Source organism: Natrarchaeobius versutus (assembly GCF_041205745.1).
Lineage (GTDB): Archaea > Halobacteriota > Halobacteria > Halobacteriales > Natrialbaceae > Natrarchaeobius > Natrarchaeobius versutus.
The window spans coordinates 333,289-358,086 of sequence record NZ_JBGFCC010000005.1 but is presented as its reverse complement, the minus strand read 5'-3'; the positions used below and the strand labels follow the sequence as shown (position 1 = coordinate 358,086).

26 protein-coding genes are annotated in these 24,798 nt (G+C 63.8%); 12 read left to right on the top strand and 14 right to left on the bottom strand.

The window, feature by feature from the left end:
• Positions 1–247 precede the first annotated feature (247 nt).
• Both AB7C87_RS13820 and AB7C87_RS13815 read left to right on the top strand, forming a co-directional pair.
• Positions 248–2,014: a nitrite/sulfite reductase gene (locus AB7C87_RS13820; protein ID WP_369730057.1), complete on the top strand. Its 1,767-nt coding sequence runs from the start codon at positions 248–250 to the stop codon at positions 2,012–2,014.
• Between the two features lie 79 nt (positions 2,015–2,093).
• Positions 2,094–2,228: a hypothetical protein gene (locus tag AB7C87_RS13815; RefSeq protein WP_369730056.1), complete on the top strand. Its 135-nt coding sequence runs from the start codon at positions 2,094–2,096 to the stop codon at positions 2,226–2,228.
• A 140-nt stretch (positions 2,229–2,368) separates the two neighbouring features.
• Here the strand turns inward: AB7C87_RS13815 and AB7C87_RS13810 are convergent, their stop codons facing one another.
• From AB7C87_RS13810 to AB7C87_RS13795, 4 genes are all read right to left on the bottom strand, one after another.
• Positions 2,369–2,725, bottom strand: coding sequence for a hypothetical protein (locus AB7C87_RS13810; protein ID WP_369730055.1), 357 nt, complete (start codon positions 2,723–2,725; stop codon positions 2,369–2,371).
• Between the two features lie 518 nt (positions 2,726–3,243).
• Positions 3,244–4,104 carry an ATP-dependent sacrificial sulfur transferase LarE gene (gene larE, locus AB7C87_RS13805; RefSeq protein ID WP_369730054.1) on the bottom strand — a complete coding sequence of 287 codons (861 nt, stop codon included), beginning with the start codon at positions 4,102–4,104 and terminating at the stop codon, positions 3,244–3,246.
• Between the two features lie 219 nt (positions 4,105–4,323).
• Positions 4,324–5,295, bottom strand: a complete 972-nt coding sequence (locus AB7C87_RS13800; protein WP_369730053.1) for a Gfo/Idh/MocA family protein — start codon at positions 5,293–5,295, stop codon at positions 4,324–4,326.
• The gene (locus AB7C87_RS13795; RefSeq protein ID WP_369730052.1) at positions 5,292–5,441 is read right to left on the bottom strand and encodes a hypothetical protein; all 150 of its coding nucleotides are present in this window, start codon (positions 5,439–5,441) and stop codon (positions 5,292–5,294) included. Before AB7C87_RS13795 ends, AB7C87_RS13800 begins: the two co-directional genes overlap by 4 nt.
• A gap of 171 nt (positions 5,442–5,612) precedes the next feature.
• On the opposite strand from AB7C87_RS13795, the gene AB7C87_RS13790 reads away from it, so the two are divergent.
• Complete coding sequence (locus AB7C87_RS13790; protein WP_369730051.1) at positions 5,613–6,182, top strand: DUF6789 family protein; 570 nt, start codon at positions 5,613–5,615, stop codon at positions 6,180–6,182.
• 155 nt (positions 6,183–6,337) lie between these two features.
• Positions 6,338–7,267 carry an ABC transporter permease gene (locus AB7C87_RS13785; protein ID WP_369730050.1) on the top strand — a complete coding sequence of 310 codons (930 nt, stop codon included), beginning with the start codon at positions 6,338–6,340 and terminating at the stop codon, positions 7,265–7,267.
• A 64-nt stretch (positions 7,268–7,331) separates the two neighbouring features.
• On the opposite strand, the gene AB7C87_RS13780 is transcribed toward AB7C87_RS13785, so the two are convergent.
• The 3 genes from AB7C87_RS13780 to AB7C87_RS13770 form a co-directional block, all read right to left on the bottom strand.
• Positions 7,332–7,826, bottom strand: coding sequence for a YciE/YciF ferroxidase family protein (locus AB7C87_RS13780; protein WP_369730049.1), 495 nt, complete (start codon positions 7,824–7,826; stop codon positions 7,332–7,334).
• A gap of 73 nt (positions 7,827–7,899) precedes the next feature.
• The gene (locus AB7C87_RS13775; RefSeq protein WP_369730048.1) at positions 7,900–8,484 is read right to left on the bottom strand and encodes a YciE/YciF ferroxidase family protein; all 585 of its coding nucleotides are present in this window, start codon (positions 8,482–8,484) and stop codon (positions 7,900–7,902) included.
• Between the two features lie 29 nt (positions 8,485–8,513).
• Positions 8,514–8,840 carry a DUF5789 family protein gene (locus AB7C87_RS13770; RefSeq protein ID WP_369730047.1) on the bottom strand — a complete coding sequence of 109 codons (327 nt, stop codon included), beginning with the start codon at positions 8,838–8,840 and terminating at the stop codon, positions 8,514–8,516.
• A 235-nt stretch (positions 8,841–9,075) separates the two neighbouring features.
• Here AB7C87_RS13770 and AB7C87_RS13765 point away from each other — a divergent pair, with 235 nt between their 5' ends.
• From AB7C87_RS13765 to cmk, 4 genes are all read left to right on the top strand, one after another.
• Positions 9,076–10,065, top strand: coding sequence for an aldo/keto reductase (locus tag AB7C87_RS13765; protein WP_369730046.1), 990 nt, complete (start codon positions 9,076–9,078; stop codon positions 10,063–10,065).
• Between the two features lie 159 nt (positions 10,066–10,224).
• On the top strand, positions 10,225–11,712 hold the full coding sequence (locus AB7C87_RS13760) for an NAD(P)/FAD-dependent oxidoreductase (RefSeq protein ID WP_369730045.1): 1,488 nt from the start codon (positions 10,225–10,227) through the stop codon (positions 11,710–11,712).
• 194 nt (positions 11,713–11,906) lie between these two features.
• Positions 11,907–12,686: an MOSC domain-containing protein gene (locus AB7C87_RS13755; RefSeq protein WP_369730044.1), complete on the top strand. Its 780-nt coding sequence runs from the start codon at positions 11,907–11,909 to the stop codon at positions 12,684–12,686.
• Between the two features lie 87 nt (positions 12,687–12,773).
• Entirely contained in the window at positions 12,774–13,352 is a 579-nt protein-coding gene (gene cmk / locus AB7C87_RS13750; protein WP_369730043.1) for a (d)CMP kinase, read from the top strand.
• A 31-nt stretch (positions 13,353–13,383) separates the two neighbouring features.
• On the opposite strand, the gene AB7C87_RS13745 is transcribed toward cmk, so the two are convergent.
• The 6 genes from AB7C87_RS13745 to AB7C87_RS13720 form a co-directional block, all read right to left on the bottom strand.
• Positions 13,384–14,055, bottom strand: a complete 672-nt coding sequence (locus AB7C87_RS13745) for a type 1 glutamine amidotransferase (RefSeq protein ID WP_369730042.1) — start codon at positions 14,053–14,055, stop codon at positions 13,384–13,386.
• Positions 14,056–14,233: 178 nt separating this feature from the next.
• Positions 14,234–15,745 carry an ABC transporter substrate-binding protein gene (locus AB7C87_RS13740; protein ID WP_369730041.1) on the bottom strand — a complete coding sequence of 504 codons (1,512 nt, stop codon included), beginning with the start codon at positions 15,743–15,745 and terminating at the stop codon, positions 14,234–14,236.
• Positions 15,746–15,950: 205 nt separating this feature from the next.
• Positions 15,951–16,175, bottom strand: a complete 225-nt coding sequence (locus AB7C87_RS13735; protein WP_369730040.1) for a hypothetical protein — start codon at positions 16,173–16,175, stop codon at positions 15,951–15,953.
• A gap of 183 nt (positions 16,176–16,358) precedes the next feature.
• On the bottom strand, positions 16,359–16,856 hold the full coding sequence (locus AB7C87_RS13730; protein WP_149080187.1) for a hypothetical protein: 498 nt from the start codon (positions 16,854–16,856) through the stop codon (positions 16,359–16,361).
• A 226-nt stretch (positions 16,857–17,082) separates the two neighbouring features.
• Positions 17,083–17,532, bottom strand: coding sequence for a hypothetical protein (locus tag AB7C87_RS13725; RefSeq protein WP_149080188.1), 450 nt, complete (start codon positions 17,530–17,532; stop codon positions 17,083–17,085).
• A gap of 76 nt (positions 17,533–17,608) precedes the next feature.
• Positions 17,609–19,225, bottom strand: a complete 1,617-nt coding sequence (locus AB7C87_RS13720) for a SagB/ThcOx family dehydrogenase (protein WP_369730039.1) — start codon at positions 19,223–19,225, stop codon at positions 17,609–17,611.
• A gap of 78 nt (positions 19,226–19,303) precedes the next feature.
• Between AB7C87_RS13720 and AB7C87_RS13715 the strand changes: the two genes are divergently transcribed.
• The 3 genes from AB7C87_RS13715 to AB7C87_RS13705 all read left to right on the top strand — a co-directional run bounded on the left by AB7C87_RS13715 (position 19,304) and on the right by AB7C87_RS13705 (position 22,926).
• Positions 19,304–21,379, top strand: a complete 2,076-nt coding sequence (locus AB7C87_RS13715; RefSeq protein ID WP_369730038.1) for a MutS-related protein — start codon at positions 19,304–19,306, stop codon at positions 21,377–21,379.
• 118 nt (positions 21,380–21,497) lie between these two features.
• The gene (locus AB7C87_RS13710) at positions 21,498–21,665 is read left to right on the top strand and encodes a DUF1059 domain-containing protein (protein ID WP_369730037.1); all 168 of its coding nucleotides are present in this window, start codon (positions 21,498–21,500) and stop codon (positions 21,663–21,665) included.
• A 130-nt stretch (positions 21,666–21,795) separates the two neighbouring features.
• Positions 21,796–22,926 (top strand): ORC1-type DNA replication protein, encoded by a 1,131-nt coding sequence (locus AB7C87_RS13705; protein WP_369730036.1) that lies wholly within the window; start codon positions 21,796–21,798, stop codon positions 22,924–22,926.
• A gap of 97 nt (positions 22,927–23,023) precedes the next feature.
• Here the strand turns inward: AB7C87_RS13705 and AB7C87_RS13700 are convergent, their stop codons facing one another.
• Complete coding sequence (locus tag AB7C87_RS13700; protein ID WP_369730035.1) at positions 23,024–23,290, bottom strand: DUF7553 family protein; 267 nt, start codon at positions 23,288–23,290, stop codon at positions 23,024–23,026.
• 135 nt (positions 23,291–23,425) lie between these two features.
• On the opposite strand from AB7C87_RS13700, the gene AB7C87_RS13695 reads away from it, so the two are divergent.
• Positions 23,426–24,712: a DUF7125 family protein gene (locus AB7C87_RS13695; RefSeq protein ID WP_369730034.1), complete on the top strand. Its 1,287-nt coding sequence runs from the start codon at positions 23,426–23,428 to the stop codon at positions 24,710–24,712.
• Positions 24,713–24,798 lie beyond the last annotated feature (86 nt).

Below are 24,798 nucleotides of genomic sequence, written 5' to 3'. Positions count from 1 at the left end.
GCCCTCACCACCAGTCGAACGATCGCGCCGTGGTCCCGCCCACAGTTGCTGCATACGTCCTAGTACAGTCCATATCCCATTGTACATTCCACGCACACTTTCAAAAGTGGGGAAAAATAGCTGTTTTGTAAACGAATACCGTTATATGGTTTAGACTCGTGGCTACAAAACGTGAATTACGAGATGTTTGGAAGCAAATCGCGCCTGTTCGTATCGGTTTGTTCGGTCGGGAGTGAGGTGATCTGCGATGGTGCATAAGAAAGAAGAACAGAAAGCGGACTGCTACGGCGACGAGGTTCGCGAGCACATCCTCGAGTTCGCCGAAAACGGTGGCTACGAGGCGATTCCCGAGGACGAACGCGACACCTGGTTCACTCGGTTCAAGTTCTGGGGACTGTTCCACCAGCGCGACGGCCAGGAGTCGTACTTCATGATGCGGTTAACCAACGCCAGCGGCGTCTTAGCGCCCGGACAGCTTCGTGCGATCGCCGAGGTCGCTCGCGACTACGCGACGGGTCCCGTCGAGAACCCCGAGTTCGGCAACGGCTGGATCGACCTCACCACGCGCCAGTCGATCCAGCTTCACTGGCTCACACTCGAGGACGTTCCCGAAATCTGGGAGAAACTCGAGTCGGTGGGCGTCCACTCCCGGTCGGCCGGCGGCGACACGATGCGCAACATCTCCGGTTCCGCTCTCCACGGCAAAGTCGAGGAGTACGTCGAAACCGGTCCCCTGCTCGAGCGCTTCGAGGAGGAGATCCGCGGCGACGACGCGCTCTGTAACATGCCCCGAAAGTTCAACATCTCCATTACGGGGACGAAATCGGGCTGTGCGCAGGACTCGCTCAACGACGTCGGGTTCGAGCCCGCGCGAAAGGAGATCGAGGAGGAGACGGTCAAGGGGTTCAACGTCCGCGTCGGCGGCGGACTCGGCGGTCGAAAGCCCCGGGCGGCGACGTCACTCGACATTTTCGTCCGTCCGGAGAACGCCTACGAGGTCTGTCGCGGTTTCGTCGAACTCTACCACGACTACGGGGGCCGCCAGAACCGTTCGAAGAATCGCTCGCGGTTTTTCGCCGAGGACTGGGGCATGGAAAAGATCCGCGAGACGCTCCAGGAGGAGTACGTCGATATCGACCTCCACACCGCGGGCGAAGACTTCCGCGGGGAGTACACGTACAACGCCGGCAAGTCCGTCGACGAGGGCAAACACGACCACGTCGGCGTCCACGACCAGAAACAGGACGGGCTGAACTACGTCGGTCTCTCCGTTCCGATCGGTCGGCTACCCGCCGAAGACGCGATCGAACTCGCCGATCTGGCGGACGAGTACGGCTCCGGCGAACTCCGGCTCACCCGCCGGCAGAACCCCGTCGTCGTCGACGTCCACGAGGACGATGTCGCAGACCTGCTCGCCGAACCCCTGCTCGCCGAGTATCCGCCCGAACCCAGCGCGTTCGAGCGCGGCGCGATGGCGTGTACCGGCACGGAGTTCTGCTCGATAGCGCTGACCGAGACGAAAGGGCGGATGGCCCGCATGCTTCGCTGGCTGAACAAGAACGTCGACCTCCCCGACGACGTCGAACGGATCAAAATGCACTACTCCGGCTGTACGGCCGACTGCGGCCAGGCGATGACCGCCGACATCGGCTTACAGGGGATGCGCGCCCGCAAGAACAACGAGATGGTCGAGGCGTTCGACATCGGCGTCGGCGGCGGCGTCGGCGAGACTCCCTCGTTCGTCGAGTGGGTCCAACAGCGCGTGCCCGCCGACGAGGCACCCGGTGCGATCAAGAACTTGCTCGAGGCGTTTGCGGCCCACCGCGAGGACGGACAGACGTTCCGCCAGTGGGTCGAGGCGACGGGGACCGAACAGCTCGTCGAGTTCTGTGAACCGGAGGAGACCGACTTCGAGGCGCCGTACATGGCCGACGCCAAGCAATCGTGGTATCCGTTCGCCGAAACCGAGTCCGCGGCGGCCGCGATCGACTCGGCCGCCCCCTCGGACGACTGACGGATTCACGGCCAGTTTCGACTTTCGCTCACGCGCGCCTTCTCTCAAATTTTTATGCTTTCCGAACTATTCAGGCGTTATGATCGAGACGGTTGTATTGATTCTCTTTGTCCTCGTTGCGGCGATACCGGCGATAGCGTACTTCTACGGCGTTCACGTCTGGTATCCTCGAAAACGGGACTCCCGTCATTCCGAGGACGGTAGCGACGAATAGCGCCCTCCCGATGAGTCCCTCCTTCACGTCGCCTCGCTCGTTCAGTCGTCGACTCGCCGACCATCGCAAACGCGTCGCGTTTGCTCAATCTCGGCGAATAACGGATCGACGACCGGATCTGGTCGGCGTCGCCCGCCGGATCACCGGTGATCTCTGGTCCGTTCGTAGGCGTAGTCGACGGCGTCCTCGAGCGACCCCGGGCCGTCGTAGCTAGCGGCGAAGAGGTCCATGAACTTCCGGGTGATGCGTTCACACCGCTCGAAGGTCAGGACGGTCCTGACCTGGATCGTCTCGGCAAACTCGAGGCCGGGGTAACAGGTCGCCGTCAGCGCGTAACCCGGATGCTCGTCGCCGTCGAGAGAGGCCGGAGCGACTTTCAGGCGGAGGTCACCCGAGACGTGACGATACGTTCGATACTGCATCTCTCGGTTCGTGTCGGCGGGGGTGTACGTCCGACACGCTTCGGTGTCCCACTCGGGCGGCACGTCGGCGTCCATCGGTCTGGTATACCAATCCGAGAGTCACGTTCGTATCGCATTGTGCAATATTCCCGGACGTTGGTTCAGCAATCCCCTCAATGGTGGGTTTCCTGCCCGTAATTTGGTTATATTCTGGATGAATGCTCGCGTCCATTCCTCCGTTCCGAACGATCGGAGAGGTCGCTTCCATCGGAGCCACACTGGCCTGCTGGACAGACTGCGGTCGGCCGATTTCAGCGCGGCCGCGTCCGCCCCGTGATCTGTGCCGGTCGGTCGGGCCACTGGGCCGTTTCATACGCTCCGCTGTAAATCAATACCGGAGAGACCACAGACGCGTCCGGGTTCCCCGGTAAACAGTTCGAAATCCGTCTCATACGGTTTACTGTCAGTCATCTCCGGCGCAACCGCGACCCGGGCGGCGGTTGCGCCGGTAGATCGGGGCGGCGGTTGCAACGGTGGACTCGCTGCACTCCTTCCACCGAGACTCGTCTCGCACGGTTCGACTCACCGCCGGGACATCGGTACAGGACCCCGTCTCAATCGTCGGTTTCGGATCGAGTGGCGAAGACGTCTTCGACGACGGGATCGGCGCTCTCCGGGCTCACGCTCCCGGTACGGTAGCCGTGGAGGTCGAGCGTGACGTGGTCGAACCCGAGATTCGACAGCTCCTCGCGGACGGTTTCGACGAACTCGAGTTCGAGCGCTCGCTCGAGTTCCGCGGGTGAGACCTCGATCCGGGCGAGCCCGTCGTGGTCGCGCACCCGGAACTGGTCGAACCCCCACTGGCGTAACAACGCCTCGGCGCGTTCGACGCGCGTGAGTCGTTCCTCGGTGACCTCGAGCCCCGTCGGAATTCGCGAGGAGAGACAGGCCATCGAGGGCTTATCGGCGACCGAGAGCCCGTAGTGATCGGCGATCTCTCGAACCTCCGCTTTCGAGACGTCGTGGGCTAAAAGCGGCGAGTGAATCTCGAGTTCCTCGACGGCCTGGAGGCCGGGACGGTGACCCGCGCCGGGATCGTCGGCGTTAGTCCCGTCACAGACCGTCTCGACGCCGAACTCGCGGGCCGTCTCGAGCATTTCTCCGAGTCGCATCGTCCGGCAGTGATAACACCTGTCGTCGTCGTTCTCGACGAACTGGTCGCTTTCGAGTTCGGAGAAGGAGACGATCTCGTGGCGGATGCCGATCTCCTCGGCGACCCGTCTGGCGTCCTCGAGTTCGGCCTCGGGGAGGGTCTCGCTCCGAGCGGTACAGGCGATCGCATCGTCGCCTAACGCGTCGTGGGCGATCGCGGCCACCGCGCTCGAGTCCACCCCGCCGGAGAACGCGATCAGTACGCCGTCGTGGCTCGCGAGATCGGCCCGCGCCGCCTCGAGTTTTCGCTCGACCGTCGTCATAGCCCTCCGTTCGGACCGAACGTGCAAAAGTACGTTGTCCCAGCCGCCCGCATTCATACGGTCTGCTGTCAGTCAGTTCCGGCAAACCGCGACCCGGCGGCAGTTGCAACGGTGGACTCGCTGCACTCCTCCACCGAGATTCGTCTCACACGGTTCGACTCACCGCCGGAACATCGTTACAGCAAACCGTCTCAGTTGGACGGTTGCTGAGTGCTCCGATCAGACCGCGACCGATCGCTCGCTCTCGGCGCTCCGGTAGAGCGCATCGATAACTCTCATGTTCGCGATCGCCTCCGAACCGCCAGTTCGGGGTTCGCGCCCCTCGTCGACGCTCGCGACGAACTCCGCTACCTCGAGTCGATACTGGTCGACCGGATCGAACGTCTCGACGGCGTGGCGGCCGTCGATCCGGTACTCGAGTTCGACCGATTGGCTCGAGGGGTTGAACGCGTCCCGGGCCTCGACCCACCCGTTTTTCCCTTCCACGCGGTAGCGCTGGACCATCTGCGTGTCGAATCCGCAGGCCACGCGTGCAGACGCGCCGCTTTCGTACTCGAGGACCCCCGCGAGTTCGGTGTCGACACCTGTGTTTTTCGAGTCGGCCGCGAACGCGTACGCTCGGTCGGGTTCGCCCAGAAACTGTCGAACCGCGGAGACGGCATAACAGCCGACGTCCATCAGGCTCCCACCCGCGAGATCCGGCGAGAGGCGAATGTCTCCCGGCTGGTCGAACAGCGGAAACTTGAACGATGCGGTCGCCGAACAGACGCCCTCGAGTTCCTCGTCGGCGAGTTCGACCGCGCGCTCGGTTCGGGGGTGATAGCGGTACATGAACGCCTCCATCAGCGTTACGTCGCGGTCCGCACAGTAGTCGACGACCTCGCGAGCTTGTTCGGCGTCGACGGCCAGGGGCTTCTCACAGAGGACGTCGATACCGGCGTCGGCCGCTCGTTTCGTCCACTCCGCGTGAAGCCCGTTCGGAAGCGGAATGTACACCGCATCGACGTCGGCGTCGTCGAACAGCGCCTCGTAGCCGTCGTACGTGGTCGGGATCGAGTGGTCTGTGGCGAACGACCGAGCGCGTTCGACGTCGCGGGAGGCGACCGCAGTCACCTCGTGGTCGGTCGACTCGACCGCCGGGAGAAACGACTTTCGAGCGATTCCAGCCGTACTGAGCAGTCCGAATTTCATGAGGGGTCGTTCTCGGAGCCGTAGTAAATATCCCGTGTCTCATACGGTTTACTGTCCGTCAGTTCCGGCACAACCACGACCCAGGGGCGGTTGCGCCGGTAGATCGGGGCGGCGGTTGCAACGGTGGACTCGCTGTACTCCTCCACCGAGACTCGTCTCACACGGTTCGACTCACCGCCGGGACATCGGTACAGGAATCCGTATCACGCGTTGGACGCTCTCGGCCGTCCGCCACACACCAGTGATGACCGATCGCGTTCCGTCTCACACCCCGACGGTTAAGTCGAGGTCCGTGGTAGATCGGTCCTCGAGACCACATGTCCGTACCCGACCGATTACGACGACTGGCCTCGTCGAGCGGAGCCGACGACCCTCCCCCGAGTATCGAGGCGGAATCACGCGCCGAACACGCGGCTCGAGCCACCGTTCGCGGGTTGCAGGCGGGATTCATCGCGACGCTGATTATGACCGCGTTTCGCCTGCCGATCATGCGATCCCTGCCGCCGTCGGCGAACTTCTGGGCGCAGTACGTCTCCGGCGGCGATCCCGATGATCATCCGATCGCCGGACTCGCGTTGCACGTCCTCTACGGCGTCCAGGCCGGGGCGATCTTCGGCGCGCTGTTCGCCCTTCTCGATGCCGAACGATCGATCGAAGCCGAACAGCGAGGACTCGTTTGGGGATCGGTTTACGGGATGGCGCTCTCCGCGTTCGGCTCTCAGATCATGCTGAAAGAACTGCTCGGCGTCCGTCTCGAGAACGACGAACTCGCGCTGTTTCACGCCGGTCACCTCGTGTACGGACTCTCCCTCGGCGCCTGGGTCGGCTCCCGGACGGAAGGCGTAGAGGATCCCGAAGACGAGTACGAGTACGACGACGGAAACTAGATTCGAAGCCGCTTTCGAATTCACAACGCGAGCGCTGACGGGAGGAATCTGTTGCTACTGTCGCTCGGCCAGTTGGCAACACTTAGTAACGGTATTACGAACTCCCGGTTCCCCTCATAACAACCCGTAAGAAGCCCGAGCGCTGGGATTTTGGTATGGATCTGGGACTCGTGGCTGGCGTCGTTCTCATCGGATTCATCCACGGCGTCTTGCCCGACCACGGGTGGCCGATCGCGGCGACGTACGCGCTCAACCGCGACCGCCGCCTGCTGTACGGCCTCCTCGCGGCGTTGATTCTCGGGATCGGCCATCTCGTGAGCAGTATCGCCCTCGTTCTCGCGTACTTCTGGTTCAGCGCCTTCGCCGCGTTCGCGGAGGGGCCGTGGCTCGGGTACGTCGCCGGAACGTTGCTGATCCTGCTGGGGATTCACGAGTATCGCAACGGCGGACACGCTCACGGCCACGACGACCACGGTGACGAACACTCCGAACACGGGCACGACGACTACGGTCACGGTCGCGGTGACGGACACGATCACAGTCACGACGACCACGGTGACGGACACGATCACAGCCACATCGCCCACCGCGATCACGACGCTGCGGACGACGACGTCCACCACGACGGCCATCGCCACGACGAACACACCCGGGACGAGCACGCTCACGTCGCCAGCCCTCACCACACCGACGGCGGCAACCGCCACGAGGCCCGTGCCGGCAACGGCAGGGGACTGCTCGCACGCATTCGCGGCACGCTTCCAGGTGGCGGCCACCAGCACCTAAGCGAGGAACACGCCGAACGTGGCCTGATGGCGCTCGGAACGACGGCGCTCTTGCTCGGGTTCGCACACGAAGAGCCGATACAGATCCTGGCGATCTGCGTCGGAACGGCGGCCTGCCTCGAGTTGATGCTCGTCTACTCGCTTGCCGTCATCGTCGCGATCGTTGCCCCGACGCTGTTGTTGGTCGTGGGGTACGAACGCCACCAGAAACGAATCGAGCGTCTCACCCCCTATCTGCCGACGATCACGGCGATCGTCCTCGTCGGCATGGGGATCGCCTTCATTACGGGCATCGTCTGAACGCGACCTCGATTCGACTCGTGGCGACCGTTACGCGCCGGCGGTCCTGAGATCGTGGCGACCGTTACGCGCCGGGCCTGAGTAGCTCCTCGATGGCGACTTCGTCCTCGAGATCCTCGAGTTCCGCCAGCGCCTCGCGTTCCTCCGCGAGGTTCGCCTCGAGCGGTTCGACGATGTCGTCTGCGTAGGCGAGTCGGCCGGCGAGCCTGAGCAACGACTCGTAGGAACGGATCTCGAGTCGCTCGGCGAGCAGGGCCCGCTCGAGGTCGTCGGGAACGATCTGGTCGTCGGCGTCCGGCGGCGATCGCCGCGAGTCGGCGAGGCCGTCGGCAGTTCCCGACCGGTTCGCCCGGGGTCGTCTCCCAAGCGCCCCGAAAACGCGCTCGAGGCGCTCGATCTGCGTTTCGGTCCGATCGCGGTGTGTGACGAATCGATCGCGGACGTCGTCGTTCGACGCGTCGTCGGCCATCTCCGCGAGCAGTTCGACGTGGGCGCGTTCGACGTAGTAAGCGTGCTGTAGCTGGTATCCGAACAGATCCTCGAGTCCTTCGATGTTCATGACGTGTTCTCGATTCCGATCCGCTGTGTAGTCGATCGTCGGTCGATGCCCCAGGTCGGCCCGTTGCTCGAGATCATCGGTCGAGCGACGCGCGGTCCGTCTCTTCGACGGGGTTTGCGGCGAGGAGCGTCTCGACGGACTCGCTCTCGGCGAGTGTATCGATCTCCCTCCGTAGCTCCCGTTCGTCGTCGTAGTTCTCCTGGAGTGCGTCGAGGACCTCATCGGCGTCGTTCGTCTCGAGGGTGCGGGCGAGCGCCATCGTCCGCTCGTAGATCGTACACTCGATCGCCTCGAGTTTCAGCGTCGTCTCGATGTAGTAAAGCGGGCGCAGTCCGTCGTTCAGGACGACGTTGTTGAACTTCTCCTTGTCGGCGATCACCCCGTCCAGTTCCGAAACGCGTCGCGTGTCGGGTTCCTCGTCGAGGATGTCGAACGCCCGTTCGATTCGCTCGACGTGACGGTCGGATTCCTCGCGGTGGGCGTCGAGTGCGTACTGGAGCTGTTCGCGACACTCGAGGACGCGAACGTCGTCTAGCGTGTCGACCGCGACGTCGGCCGAGAGCGTCTCGAGTTCGGACCGAAGCGTCCGCTCGACGTAGTAGAGCCGTTCCAGTTGTGCTGTCAGCACGTTCCGTGGCGTCGCGTCTGTGGTACTCATGGATCTGCGATTAAATTGTCGAACGTCGGTCAGAACGACTGTTGCGTGCGGATCTGTTCGTCGGTGTCGTGTGGGCTGTCTCCGCGGTCGCTGTATCGCGGCCGACCGACGGCATCCCGCCTGACGCCGTTCAGGACGGCTAACTCGAGTTCGCTTCGACTCTCGTAGGTCTCGTGGCCGGAGGTCTCGAGAATCGTTCGCAACGTGTCCGATTCGCGCGGATAGACGACGTCGACGTCAGCGAACTCGGCGAGCACCTCCTCTGTGGTCGTCGGAAACGTCGTCTCCACGAAGAGCTGGCTCACCGAACCGATCTCGATCGATTTGATCTCGTCTGCATCGTCGGGCTGGCTCATCGACCATCCCTACCGGGATGGGTGAGAAAGTAGTATAGCTTGCAGGTGACGACTCTCGTCCTATACCGACGTATTCCCCCTCGAGACCCCGACGTCGGGTGCTTTCTCTTCGGAGAGACTGCCCGCGGGCAAATTCGGTCGGGGAGACTGCCCGTGGGTAAATTCAGTCGGGGAGGCCGGATCGACGAGTTGCCTCCAGGCCAAGGCATACGGCGGTTCGGCAGAACGATCGCACATGAACTATCGACGACTGGGTTCGACCGGACGCGAGGTTTCGGCGGTCGGCCTCGGCACGTGGAACGTCGGCGGCTCCTGGGGCGAGGTCTCGGACGAAACCGGACGAGAAGTCGTCGGGGCCGCTCTCGACGCCGGAATCGACTTCATCGACACGGCAGACGTCTACGGCGATGGCCGAAGCGAGCGCCACATCGGCCACGTCCTCGAGGAACGCGATGCCTCCGACGACGTCTTCGTCGCAACCAAAGCGGGTCGGCGCCTCGATCCACACGTGGCCGAGGGCTACGCCTACGACGACCTCTCGCCGTTCGTCGACCGGAGTCGCGAATATCTCGGCCAGGAGACGCTCGACCTCCTCCAGTTGCACTGCCCGCCGACGGAAGCCTACTACCAGCCCTCGACGGTCGAGGCCCTCGAGCGGTTCGTCGAAGAGGGGCGGATCGACAACGCCGGCGTGAGCGTCGAGCGCGTCGAGGAGGCGCTCAAGGCGATCGAGTACGACGTGATCGACACCGTCCAGATCATCTTCAACCCGTTTCGACAGCGCCCGAAGGAGCTGTTTTTCGAGCGCGCTCGCAGGGAAGACGTCGGCGTGATCGTCCGCGTCCCCTATGCCTCGGGGCTGTTGACCGGTGCGCTCGAGCGCGACCAGTCGTTCCCCGAGAACGACCACCGCAATTTCAACCGCGAAGGCGAGGCGTTCGACGTCGGCGAGACGTTTGCCGGCGTTCCATACGAGACGGGCCACGACGCCGTCGAGGCCCTCGAGTCTCACGTCCCGGAGGGGCTGACGATGGCCGAGCTGACGCTCCGGTGGATTCTCGACCACGAGGCCGTCTCGACGGTTATCCCCGGAACCACGTCACCGGAACACGTCCGAACTAACGCCGCCGTCTCCGATCTCGACTCGCTTCCCAATCGCGTCCACGGCGCTGTCAGGGACGTCTACGAGGAGTTCATCTCCGAGCACGTCCACCACCGCTGGTGAGACCGGTACGAACCCGATCACCTCGTCGTGTCGAGCGGGGACGTCGACCGTCCGACGCGCTCTCGCGATCTGTTGCGTTCGGTCGGGCATGCGCTTCGTCGGCTTCACCGCAAGAGCAAGAGTTAGGTTCCCCATTTTTGAACCCATAGATGGCACCCAATGGGGGACAACCAACACGACGTGGTCGTCGTCGGGGGCGGGATAGCGGGCTGTTTTGCGGCGGCAACCGCTGCGGCCGCGGGACTCGACGTCGTCCAACTGGAGCGTAAATCACGTGAACGGGGCGGGTTCATCGCCTGTGGCGACGCGATCAAGAGCCCCAGGAACCCGAGCAACTATCCGGGACCCATCGATATGGACGCGATCGCCGACGACGAGTCGGTACTCGTCGACAACAACATCGACCGGATCGAGTACTGGGACGAGCAACTCGACGTCCGAAAGGTGTTGCCCTACGAGACGGGCAGTAACGTCGTCGACCGCTACGAGTTCGGCCAGCGACTGCTCGAGCAGGCCGCCGACTGCGGCGTCGAGCAACACTACGATACGGTGGTCAACGAGGTGAACCAGAACGGCCGCGTCACCGGTGTCGAGGCGATTCGACGGGGCGAGCCGGTCACCTACGAGTGTGACGTGTTGATCGACGCCGCGGGCGCACAGTCGATCCTGCAGGATCTGGCCGACTTCGAAGGGCTCGATACGCCCGGCGACCCGACGTTCGAGATGCCCCACTACACCCACTTCGGGTCGGCCTACCGCGAGATCATCGAGACCGAGGAGCCGGTATCGTATCACGACGCAATCGTCGGGAAACCGCTCGAGGAACTGGGGTACATCTGGTACTTCCCGCGAACGCCGACGCAGATCAACGTCGGATTGGGATTTCAGATGAACAAGGAGCCGATTCCGCTCGTCGACCGCCTGCGCCGCGACGTCGAGAACCGCCCCGAGTTTCAGGATGCGGACGTCGCCGAGCGCTTCGACGCAAAAAACAAGCTCGGGTCGTCGATCGCGCTCCGTCGGCCGCTGGATTCGATGGTCGCGCCCGGCTACCTGGCCGCGGGCGGCGCGGCGGGGACGACCCACCCGATCACGGGCAAAGGCATCCGCGGGGCGGCCTACTCCGGCTACTCCGCCGGTCGCGCCGCCGTCCAGGCTATCGAAGACGGCGACGTCTCCGAGGACGGTCTCTGGGAGCACAACCGCTGGCTGTACCGCGAGCACGGCGAAGCCGTGAAACTCGCCTCGTGGGACGCCTACAACGTCGCCGCGAGTTCGATCGACGTAAACGTCCTCCGGGCCGTCACCGCGTTGCTCCCCGAGGCGGAGCTTCGGGAGATCGTCGGCACCGCCCGAGAGGTCGATAGCCTCTCGAGCAAGGTGCTCGTGGCTACCGGCGTGCTGAAGAACTTCGTCGCGGAGTATCGCCGGGGCACCTTCGACCGACTCGGCGTACGTACGGGAGAGCTGTACGACGCCGTCCGCGGGGTTAGAACGACACACCGCTACGTCTCCGAGTACGAACGACAGTACGACGCCTACCCGGCGGATCGAGCCGCGTTCGACGCGTGGCGCTCGGATCGCGACCGAATCGACCGGGCGTTCTACGACGCCCTCGAGCTCTCCCCCAGCGAGTACAAGTACTGAGACGGACTGCTGTCAGTCGGCTCCGGCGATTTTCGGTTGTGCGGTTTTCTCGAGGAACGTGATCTCGGGTGTCGGTTCTCGCGAACGTCGAGCTCGGCGGCCGAACTCGATCGCCGTCGTCTCGTCCGTCTCGCGTACGTGCGAATTCGCCCGAACGAGTAACTATACGTGCGCCGACCGGCAAAACTCAGCCGATGGCACGAATCGACCGGCTCACCGTCTATCCGGTCAAGGGACTCGACGGCACCGACCTCGAGGAGGCGACCGTCCTCGAGGGCGGGACGCTTTCGTACGACCGCGAGTTCGCCCTGTTCGACGCCGACGGCGAGGTCGTCAACGGGAAGCGGACGCCGCGGATCCACGAACTCTCGACGGACTTCGACCCCGATACCCGAGAACTCGTCGTCGAGACGCCCGACGACGATACTCGGCGCTTCGACCTCGAGTCGGATACCGACCGCGGACGGGCCGAATCGTGGTTCGGCGACTACTTCGACGAGGAGTTGACGCTCGAGCGCGACCGCTCGCTCGGCTTCGTCGACCGCCGCGAGATGGGGCCGTCCGTGATCAGCACCGCCTCCCTCCGCGAGGTGGCCTCGTGGTTCGACGGGATGTCCGTCGACGGCGCGCGGCGACGGCTCCGCGCGAACGTCGAGATTTCGGACGTGCCCGCGTTCTGGGAGGACCGAATCGTCGGCGAAGACGCGCCGGCGCTCGAGGCCGGCGACGTCCGACTCGAGGGCGTAACGCCCTGTGGCCGATGCGTCGTTCCCGCCCGAGATCCGGACACGGGCGACCCCCTCGAGGAGTTTCAGGAGCGATTCGTCGAGAAGCGCCGCGAAACGTTTCCGGCGTGGGCCGACGCCGACGCCTTCGACCACTACTACACGCTGATGATCATCGCGCGGACTCCAGAGACCGACCGCGGGAAACGACTCCGCGTCGACGATTCGGTTGCAATCGAAGACGAGTGAACGCGAGCCGAAGTCCTTCTCTTTGCTCTCGCCACGCCACCGCGTATCAATAAGAAAAAATAACGGTAACGACCGCGTAAAGCCAGCATGGGTCGCGCGCCACTGATCACCCTGTCCGGGCCGCCCGCGGCCGGAACGACGACGTGTTCCGAACTGCTCTCGATGGCGTACGGCTACGAGGTCCTGAACGGGGGCGACGTCTTCAGAGAACTCGCCGACGAGCGCGATATGTCCGTCGCCGAGTTCACCGCCGTCGCCGAGTCGGACCCCTCGATCGATCGCGAACTCGATCGCCGTCTCGAGGCGGTCATCGATGCCCACCTCGAGGGGGCGCGAGAGCCTGCGGGCGAAGGACTGGTCGTCGAATCCCGACTCGCGGGTTGGCACGCGGACGGCCGCGCGACGCTGTCGGTGTGGCTCGACGCGTCGCTCGAGGTTCGCGCTGACAGGCTAGACGACCGGACGGAGACGCCGGCGGAACTTCGCGAGCGCGAGCGAAGCGACGCCGACCGGTACCGGGAGTACTACGGGATCGACCTCGCCGATCTTTCGGTGTACGACCTCGTGATCGATACGGGAACGCTCTCGGAGAACGCGACGTTTCAGGCGGTGCGGGCGGCGATCGAAGACGTTCGCGGCGTCGAACACACGTATCGGGAGACGTAGCCGGCGAGCGGTCATCGTCCCAACTGCGGAGCTACTGGCGCGTCTCCGCAGTGGCCACCCGCTCGGCGACGAGTCGCTCGAAGTTCTCGAAGACCTGCGTCGCGTTCATCGCCTCGAACCCGTACTCGTCTTCGGTCCAGTCGAACTCGGACTCGAGGCGGTCGCGGTGGTCGGCGGTGAACTCGGGGTGGAACTGGACGGTCCACAGCGGCGCCTCGCGGTGGCGGGTGGCGAACGCCGGGTAGTAGTCGGCCGAGGCGATCACGTCCATCTTCTCGGCGGGCTCGGTCACGACGTCGCCGTGGGCGGCGGGAACGATCGGTTCGACGCCCTCGAACAGCGGATCGTCGGCGAACTCGACTGCGACCGGCTGGCAGGTGATGCCGACGTGCTCGACGGTGCCACCGAGTGCCGTGTTGACGACTTGGTGGCCGAAACAGACGCCCAGTGTCGGGATCTCGCGATCGAGGAGTTCCCGGACGAGTTCCTCCTGCTCGTCGATCCAGGGACGATCGTCGCGTTCGTAGACGCCTGCCGTGCTCCCGGTGAGGATCACGCCGTCGACGTCCTCGAGATCCGGCCGTTCGCCCACGGGGTAGTCGACCTCGAGAGCGTCGGAGACGTTACTCGCGAGGGCGTCGCAGTGGTACGCACAGTCGGGGTCGACCTCGTTGCGGACGACGACCAGCGTCGGCGCTGTCATCGGTGCGATCTACGGTCCGCGGCGGAAAAACGCTACCGGCGAGCGTTTGTCGATCCCGGTAGCGGACTCGAGTGCTCGTCCAATATCTGGACGACGAGACGGTCGAGCGAATCGAGGACGTAATCGACGAACTGGCGGACGAACACGAGAGACGTGGCGGAGTTCGACGAGTAGTCGTTCACTCGATCGAGACTCCTTCGAGAAGGTACTGATTGCCGACCGGATGCGTCGGCTCGAAGTTTCGAACGTTCGATCGGGTTCCGTGGACGATCGTTATGTAGCTCTGATAGCTGATCGGAAGATCGTCCATTACGATGGACTGTACTTGGTCGTATAGCTGCTTTCGCTCCTCTCGGTCCGCCGTCGTTCGTCCCTGCTCCAGCAGATCGTCGACCGTGTCGTTTCGATATCCGGTATCCATGTACGAATCCTCGGAGTGGTAGAGTACGGCGAGGTTTTCCGGATCGGGTGGATACGCGAACGTGGTTCTCGCTTCCATCGACACGTCGAACTCACCCAGCTGTTTCGCGTCCATCATCGCCGCCCACTCCGTCAACACGAGGTCGACGTCGAATCCGACGTTCTCGAGTTGCGCCTGCATCGCTTCCGCGAGCGTTCGAAAGTTCGCCCTCGTCGGGTACGTGTAGAAGGTGATCTCGAGGGGCGTTCCGTCTCGGTACCGGACGTCGTCGTCGTCCAACTCCCACCCCGCGCTGTCGAGAAGGGTCGCAGCTTTCTCCGGATCGAACTCGTACGGTTCGAGCTCGTCGTTCGCCCAGTAGATCGACGGCGGCCACGGACCGACACCGGCCGATCCGATTCCGTCGAGAACGTTCGAAACGTTGGATTCCCCGTCAAGAGCGTGCGCTGCGGCCCGGCGGACGTGTGTCTCCGCGAACGGACCTGAATCCGTGTTGAACGCCAGACAACGGGTCTGTGTCCGTGGTTGAAAGTGGACGTCCGTATCGGAATCGTCTTCGAACGCGGGGACGGACGAGATCGGTTGGGTCCAGACCGTGTCGAGTTCTTCGTTTAGGAGTTTTAGCTCGCGAGTCTTTCCGTCGAGAACGACCTCGAACTCGATCCGGTCGATTTCGGGTAGCGAACCGTAGTATTCCTCGTTTCTCACGGCGATGATTGCTTCACCCGGCGTCCACGACTCGACCTCGAACGGGCCCGTGAACACTGGCTCGATGGCCCCATCGTCTTCGGTCGACTGTGGTGCGACGATCGCCGCCGCGTTGTGCGCGAGGTAGGCCGGAAGTGGTGTGAACGGTCGCTCGAGATCGATCGTCAGCGAGTGCGTATCCGTCGCCGTGATCGACTCGATGGGTACGGACTCGACGAACGATCTCGGATCCGAGAAGGCTCTGTTCAACGACCATTGTACGGCATCGGCATCGAGTTCCTGTCCGTCGTGAAACGAGACGTCTCGGCGAAGCTCGATCTGCCACGATTCCCCGCGATCGGTGTCCCACTCCGTCGCCAGTCCTGGTGAGAGTTCGAGATCGTCGTCGATACGAACGAGACACTCGTGTAAGCCGATCCAGCGCGAGAACCAGGATGCCGTGATCGGATCGAGGCTATCCTCGGTGAACGACTTGCTGATCCGGAGCACACGGGTCTCGTCCCGTTCATCACCTGCTGTACACCCTGCGAGAACCCCCGTTCCGGCTGCGATAGTTCCCAATACCCTTCTCCGTGAACTGTGCCGAATCACGACAATAACTGTGAATACACATTTGATAAGGTTTGTTATTTTGAAAAAGAATTTAATAAAACGTGGGACACAATACGTACACTCTCGGATCCATCTTTCGGTAGTGAGGAAACCCCGGCGTCTACTGTTTAGGGCGGACGAGGATGTCACTACCGTTGTCGTTGGGACAAAGTAATTACGCCGAACTCGAGGCGCTCGAGCCGCCGCGTCGAAGCACGCCGACGAGCCCCTGTGCGAGCAGGCCGATGACCGTCCACTTCCAGGCCATTGCGGCGACGCCGAGCAACAGGAGCCCGCGTGTTCGACGTCCGCGGGCGAACGCCCGTTTCGCCTCCGTGAGCACCGAGACGACGGTGAGTGATCGCGTCGCTTTCGAGCCGAGTAGTCGTTTGAGTACCATACCTGTCCTTGCCTCGCCGACGGGATAACGCCACCGCCGTATCCCGCAAGGACTCGCGGACGATCGTCTCGGCTGAGACTCCGATCGGTGTGTACTCCGTTTCGATTGCTACCGTGTACACGGTGAACACGGCTGGACTGGGTACGCTTGGAGTCCTCGAGCAACCGTACCATGGATACCCGTTCACGAGCGGATGAACGAGGCACATCCACTGACGATCGTTCTGGCAGCCTGGAGCAACACGCACACAGTGAAAGCGATCGACGAGCCGATGACGAGTCCGAGCGGAACGAGTACACCGGACTCGCTCTCTCCGATGGCAAAACCAGCGGAGAACATGAAAATTACGTACAGCGCCAGAATCGTGTGGAAGCACAGTAAGGCCACGAGGAGTTTACTCACGGTGAAATCGTGGACGTACCGGATCAGCGAAACACAACCCAGTAGCAAAACGATGACCGAACTGAGAAACGGCCAGACGATAATGACGGCTGCAAATACCAGACCGGCTTGTGGATCCGGATCACTGTAGACAACTTGGAATACGGCAACGCCAGCGAGAACCACGATCGGGAGCACGCTCACAGTTTCAACGGCCCGGAGCAACGGTTCCGACACCACCGAACGGAAGCTGGTACTTACAGCCACGAAAATTCGTATCGAGGTCTTTTCATCAGACATAATAGTAGTATCGATAAGAGATACGATACACGAAACGATCGTCAGAGACAGGGATCCCTACGCACTGTGGGACAGGTGAATCATCGGAGTCGGTCTCCGAACGGGTATCTGATACGGATTACTGTAACGATTTACCGGCGCAACCACCGCCCGGGTCGCGGTTGCGCCGGAAATGACTTACAGTAAACCGTATGAGCAGGTGCTCCGTCGAACGACGGTGCGACGATCACAACTCTGCTAGCATCCTCACAGCCTGGACCAGCACGTGGATAGTGACGCCCACCGACGAACCGATAACCAGAACCCCCCCAGCGTAAATCAGACCCCGTACCGTACTCTGGTCGAAGTACCCCTGTACAGCGAGTGCGATGAGCAGGAACCCTCCAATAAATACGAGCAGGAACCCGACGACGAGCCGATTCACGGTAACGCCGTCGAGGACGTACCGAATCGTCGACACACCAGCCACGACGAGAATAGTGATCGCACCGATTGCTGTCCAAACGAGACTGACGTATACGAAAAACACCCTGTCTAATACAGCCATCCCCCCATCCAGCGACAGAAATACGACAACTCCAGCAGAAAGCACGATTGGAAGGACGCTTAGAATCTCGATAGCCACGAGCACGAATTCCCTGACCAACGAGGAACTGCTATTGGTTTTACTCGCCATTAGTCGTATACAACCCGCTATCGCCTGATCGAATATAAGTACCGTTCAGTAACATAAGTACAGTTCAGTAACTGGACTATGGGGCTGGCCGCCCGATCGTATAGAGGAACATCGGCGTCTGTCCGTCGCTCCGGGGTGCGAAGAAGTCGGCGACGAGGTCGTCGTAGAACGTCAATCCGGTGCCGCCGAGGCGCCGGTGGGCGTAGGTCCCGAGGTAGAGCCGACCCGCGGTAACGGCCGCCTCGAGCTGTGCGACCCGATATCCCCGGTCGCCGTAGGCATCGACGACCGCCTCGAGATCCGCGAGGAAGTAGATACAGGCGGCAGCGTCGCCACCCAGACGTTGATCCAGTGCGAGATGACTCGCCTCGCGGCGGAACTCTCCCGCTCGGAGTAACTCGAGTTCACCCGCGGCGGGATGGTAGTGATACGTCCCGGACTCGAGCCCGGAGACACCGTTTGCGATCACGTAGGCGTCGACGAACGAGAGCGGCGGACGATCGCCGTCCGTGCCGTCTCCGTCGGCGCTGTCCTCGAGTATGCCGCCGCGCGGAACGTCCATCGGAACCCCGCGAACGGCGCGATCGAGCACGGTCGACAGCTTCCGGAAGCTGATCGGCTCGCGAACGTACTCCCGACAGGAGCCGCGACGCCGGATCGTCCGGTGGAGCGGGCGACTCGAGGCCGTCTCGTGGTCGACCGGATCGAGTGCCACGCGCTCGCCGCCGCCGGGCTCTCGAGTGCCTCTCGTTTCGACTCCGTCCGCGGAGGCCCCGAAACGCCACGATTCGGCGGCGTCACCGTCTGCGAGCGTTCCGGCCGCCCATGCGTCGTGGATCAGCGGGAACTCCCGTTCGTTCGGCGAGAGCGGTTCGGTTTCGGGCTCGATGGGTTCGACGAACGGCCTATCGGCACTCGAGGGTGTGCCCCCGCCAGCACCGATCGGAACGATCTCGAGTGGTGCCTCGCGGGTTGGATCGACTCCCAGCAGTTGGGCGACCGGCTCGTCGGCGAAGCCGGTGACGATTTCGGCGCGATACTCGAGGGCGTGGGCGACGGACAACAGGTTCGCGAGCGTCGTCCCCGAGTCCCAGAATGCGTGACGAAACGTCCGATCGCCGTACTTCCAGGCGTTTCGCCACCAGGTCGAGGTCGTGACCACCGACAGCGGAGCATCCGCGACGCCATCGTGGTTCGTCGCCGCCGCGAGGACGCTCCGGTACTCGCCTTCCCGAAGGACGTCGAGCGACAGCGTCCGGGGATCGAAGTGGTAGACGCCGGCGGCGAGACCATCGATGTCGGCACAGACGACGTACAGGTCGACGTGATAGAGCGCACCGGTCGTCGCCGCGGCACGAAACGGAATCGAGCGGCCGCGACGGTCGATCGTCTTCGTGACGCCCGCCGCGTAGTAACACAGGGTCGTGAGCGCCTCGAGGTCGGGGATTCGCGCTCGAGTGTCATCGCCGGCCGTTCTTTCCCCCGTGGCGCCGTCCGCCGACGGTTCGGCGATCGTCGACAGCGCCGACTGCTGTGGCGGCCGAATCCGGTCTACCATTGCGACCGCGGGTCGGTCGACGTACGCCTTGTACGGCGTCGGCTTGTTCTCGAAGTTCAGTCCGCGACCGCCCGAGCGGACGCTCTCCGGCGAATGTTTCGTCCGTTCGTGGCAATCTGGTGCGTCAGTTGACACGTCCGGTGGTAGTACGCCGAGCGGGAAAAGCGGGGCGGGAACTTTTTCTCGCTCCGGTTTGATACCGCGTCTGAGAAGATGGATCTCGAGTCGATTCCGGGCGTCGGCGAGAAGACGGCCCGATCGCTGGCCGAACTCGACGACCCCGAAGGTGCCCTGCGGGCCGGCGACGTGGCGACGATCGCGAGCGCGCCGGGAATCCCTCAGGGACGAGCGGCCAGGATCGCCCGCGGCGCGATCCGGCACGAACACGACGATCCCGGCGGCTTCCTCGCGACCGACCGCGCCCGCGAGATCTACCGGGACTTACTCGCCCTTCTCGCCGAGCGGACGGTCACCGACTACGCCGCCCAGCGCCTCGAGACGTTCTACCCGAGTTCGCGTCGCTCGCGGATCGAGGAGGCGCGCGCGTTCGCGGCGGACGCCATCGAGCGCGATCCCGACGAGACCGTTCTCGAGGCGCTCGCGGGCGTCGAACCGCTCGAAAGTCCGGGCGACGTCCGCGTCCGCGAACGCTGTTTGGCGACGACCGACGCCGAACGGTACAGCGAGGCTCGCGAGGCGATCCCGGAACTCTCGGTGGAGGTCGTCGAGGACGCCCAGGGTCTGGCCGAACTCGCGCGCGGGTATTCGACGGTGATCGCCATCGACGAGTCGTTTGCGGGCGTCACCGTCGAGGGCGACGTCCGGGTCAGACCCGACGCGCTCGAGAACCCGGCCGAAATCGTCCCCGAGCGCCCGCTCGCCTTTTTCGCGCGAAACCGCGACCCCATCGTGGCGGCCGTCGCCGTCCATCGGGCGGCCGGAATGGCAACCGAGTGTGACCTCGACGCGCTCGAGGACGCCCTGTCGCGACTCGAAGGCGACGGCACCGTCGCGGGCGACGAGGAACTCGATCGGCTTGCGATTGCGGTCGACGACCTCGACGCGGCGGTCGGCACGGCCGAGAGCGTCGCGAACGACCACCTCCGCGAGGCGATCCGCGAGGAGGACGTGACGATCGAGGGGTCGGACCTGCTCTCGCTGGTCGAACGCGGCGCGGGTATCGACTCGCTTCTCTCGCGAGAGCTCGCAGACGAGTACGCGGCGGCCGTCGACGCCGCCCGCGAGCACCTGATCGAGGCGCTCTCGCTCGACCAGGGCGAAGCAGAGATCGCCCGCCGGATCTTCGGCGACGAGCCCACGTTTCCGGTCGAACGGGAGGACGAGCCCCTCTCTCGGCTACGCGAGGAGTTGACCGCCACGAAAGAACGCCGAGCCGGGCGGCTCAAACGCGATCTCGCGGCAGATCTCGCCGACCAGCGCGGGGCCGTCCGCCAGCTCGTTCGGGATGCCCTCGAGCTCGACGTCGAACTCGCGGTCGCCCGATTTGCCGCCGACTTCGACTGTACGATGCCCGCGTTCGTCTGGAATTCGGACGGCGAATCGTGGGATGGGGAAACGGCCCACGACGAGCGTTTCGACGCCGACGCCGGGTTCGAAATCGAGAGCGGGCGCTCGCCGATGCTCGACGAGCCGCGGTCGGCGATCGATCCCGTCGACTACGAGGTGTCGGGCGTCACCCTGCTATCGGGGGTCAACAGCGGCGGAAAGACCTCCACGCTCGATCTGGTCGCGAGCGTCGTCGTTCTCGCACATATGGGGCTTCCCGTCCCCGCCGATCGGGTGCGCCTGCGCCGGTTCGACGCGCTCCACTACCACGCGAAGACCCAGGGTACCCTCGACGCGGGCGCGTTCGAGTCGACCGTCCGGGAGTTCGCCACGCTCGCCGAACGCGGTGCGGGCTCGCTCGTCCTTGTCGACGAACTCGAGAGCATCACCGAGCCCGGTGCCTCCGCGAAGATCATCGCCGGCATCCTCGAGGCGCTTTCGGACAACGGTGCGACGGCGGTGTTCGTCTCCCACCTCGCGGGCGAGATCCGCGAGATGGCCGACTTCGACGTGGCCGTCGACGGCATCGAGGCCGTCGGGCTGGTCGACGGCGAGCTCGAGGTGAACCGCTCGCCGGTCAAAGACCACCTCGCCCGGTCGACGCCCGAGTTGATCGTCGAGAAGCTGGCGACCGAAGCCGACGGCGTCGCCGCCAACGGCGGCGCGGTTCCTGGCGAGTCGCCACCTCGGTTTTACGACCGATTGCTCGAGAAGTTCGAGTGACTCCCGGACCGTACGGTTCGGGTGACTCGCGGGCCGCATGATTCGAGTGACGCGACGAATCGGACACCGGGCTGTGCAAGCTACAAGTTCTACGGTGGTCCCAAACGAATGTCGTGATATGCCATACCAATTCGAGTGCTCGAATCAGAACTGCGAGTTTCTGATTCGCTCGAGCTCCAGCGAAGAGGTGCGACGGCTCGTTCGGGCCCACGTTCGGACGGTCCACAACGGACGGATCGATCCGGTCGACGTCGAGCGCGGAATCGAGCAGGCTGAACTCGCCTGATAGGGTCCGTTGTCCGTCAGTTCCGGCGCAACCGCGAGCCAGAATGGGTGTGCCATAAATCGGTACAGCAAACCGCCTGTGACGTGTACCCTGCGAACAACTAAGTAGCTTGGACAGCGTGGTGAAAGTGATGGCAGACGACCCCGAAGGGGGGATGTTATCGTGGGACGAGTCCGTGTTCAGAAACGAGCACGTCTTCGAGATCGATTACGTCCCCGAGACGTTCAAACATCGCGAGAGCCAGACCGAGAGCCTGACCTACGCGTTGCGTCCGGCAGTTCGTGGTTCGCGGCCGCTGAACGTGATGGTCCGGGGGCCGCCGGGAACCGGCAAGACCACCTCGATTCAGAAGCTGTTCGACGAAATCGGCGCCCAAACCAGCGAGATTCGGACGATTCGCGTCAACTGTCAGGTCAACGCCACCCGGTACTCGGTGTTCTCGCGGCTGTTCGAGGGGACGTTCGACTACGAGCCGCCCTCGTCGGGAATCTCGTTCAAGAAGCTCTTCGGCCAGATTGCCGAGAAACTCGTCGAGGAAGATAAAGTGTTGGTCGTCGCACTCGACGACGTCAACTACCTCTTCTACGAGAACGAAGCGTCGGATACGCTGTACTCGCTGTTGCGCGCCCACGAGGAACACCCGGGCGCGAAAATCGGCGTCATCGTCGTCTCTTCCGATCCTTCCCTCGACGTGATCGACGAACTCGACTCACGCGTCCAGAGTGTCTTTCGACCTGAGGACGTCTACTTTCCCGTCTACGACGGACCCGAGATCGTCGACATTCTCGACGAACGGGTCAGACGCGGATTCAACGACGGCGTCATCTCGCGGGAGACCCTCGAGTACGTCGCCGAACTCACCGCGGACAGCGGCGACCTCCGGGTCGGCATCGACCTGCTCCGGCGGGCCGGGCTGAACGCCGAGATGCGCGCGAGCCGCACCGTCGAACGCCAGGACGTCGAGGAGGCCTACGAGAAGTCGAAGTACATCAACCTCTCGCGGTCGCTGTCGGGACTCGCCGACACCGAACGCACGCTGCTCGAGGTGATCGCCCACCGCGACGGCGACCAGGCCGGCGACGTCTACGAGACGTTCCACGAACGGACCGACCTCGGCTACACGCGCTACTCCGAGATCGTCAACAAACTCGACCAGCTCGGGCTGATCGACGCCGAGTACGCCGAGGTCGACGGGCGCGGTCGCTCGCGATCGCTGTCGCTGTCTTACGAACGCGACGCGGTGTTGGATCGCCTCGAGTAACGTGCCAGACCGTCTCATACGGGTTCCTGTAACGATTTACCGGCGCAACCACGACCCGGGCGGCGGTTGCGCCGGAAATGACTGACAGTAAACCGTATCAGGCCTGTTCGATCCCCTGGCGGTACTCCTCGGCACGCTCGAGTGCGCTGTCGATTCGCGTCTCGACGTCGCCGGTGGCTCGCTCGCGGGCTTGCCGAAGCGTGTTGAGGTGCTCGTCGAAGACGGCGTGATCCGGGGTAGCGTCGTCGGAGGCGTACTCGGCGAACGCGGCGGCCGTCTCGCGGAGGTCCTCGCGTACGTCGTCGTCCGCCCGTTCGACCGCGTCCTCGAGTTCGGATCGGGCCTGTCTCAATTCCTGGGACATACCCGGATCGACCACGACCGCGTTCATAACGGTTGGGCGGACACGAGCCACGTCGGAATCGAGCGGCCGACGACAGCCGAACCGCCTCCGAAACGCGGCCGCACATTCAAAAGGAAAGGCGCGGCCAGTGGCGGCATGATCGCTATCGCCGGTGCGAAAGGAGGATGTGGAAAGACGACGGTAACGGTCGGGCTCGCCGAGGCGTTCGCCCGCGCGGGAGAGCGGACGCTCGCCGTCGACGCGGACCGCCAGCTCCCGAACGTCCACGTCGTCGCCGACGTCGACCGAACGCCGACGCTCGCGGACGCCGCTGACGACGACGTCGGTTCGTCGGTACAGCCCCTTCCGGGCGCGGGCGACGCCGGCGTCCTCACCGCCCCCAAATCGTCGGATCGAATCGACCTCGAGGCGGCGTTCGATCGCCTCGATCGCGTGGACGCACGCGTCCTCCTCGACTGTCCGTCGGGTGCTGGGCCCGACGTCACCGATCCGCTCTGTGGCGCCGACCAGGTCGTCGTCGTCACCACGAACACCGAACGGAGCCGGCGGGCATCGCGGCGAACGATCGAGATGGCTCGTCGACTCGACGTCCCCATCGCCGGCGCCGTCGTGACGAGAAGCGACGGCGTGACCGGTGCGGTCGAATCGAGCCTCGGGGTGCCCGTCCTCGGGACGATCCCCGAGCGCGACGACCCCCTCGCGGCCGATGCGGTCCGCGAGGCGTTCGACGCCGTCGCCGGCACACTGCGTGGCGACGAACCCGCCGAAATGCCCCGCCGTAACGTCGAATCCGACCAGGATTTCCTCCCGACCGGGATCCGCCCGCTCGATACGGCACTCGGTGGTGGCGTTTCCACCGGTTCGGTCGTCGCGTTGACCGCCGATCCGGCGAGCCAGTCCGAACACCTCCTCACGGACGTCGCGAAGACGCGGGGGACGCTCTATCTGACGACGACCCGGTCGAAACGGAACGTCGAACGCGGATTCGCGTCGACGGCCGACGGCGCCACGCCGACGATTCGGCGCGTCACCGGGGAGAACCGACTCGAGGACGCCACGGAGCTGATCGCGAAGCTCCCCGACGGTGCGAACCTCGTCGTCGACTCGATGGATCCGCTCGAACGGACCGACCACGAGGCCTACCTCGAGTTTCTGAACGCGCTCGTCGACGAAATCGCAAACGCGGGTGGCCTCGCCGTGCTCCACTGTCTCTCGGAGCCCGCTCCCGACAATCGGTCGACGACGATACAGCTGGTCGACGCCGTTGCGAGGCTTCGAACCTTCACCGGTGGGACGACCGGCGGCGTCGAACACGCCATTTCGCTTCCGAAACTGCGAGAGCGGCGGTTTACCGAGACGGTCGACCTCGACCTCGGCCGATCCGCGACGGACGTTCGGATCGAGCCGGCAGAGATTCGGTAGCGCCACCAGATGACCGGAATCCGGTAACGGGCGGTAGATCCTCTGAAGACTGTACTGACTGAGAATCGATCGAAGTCGATAGCGTC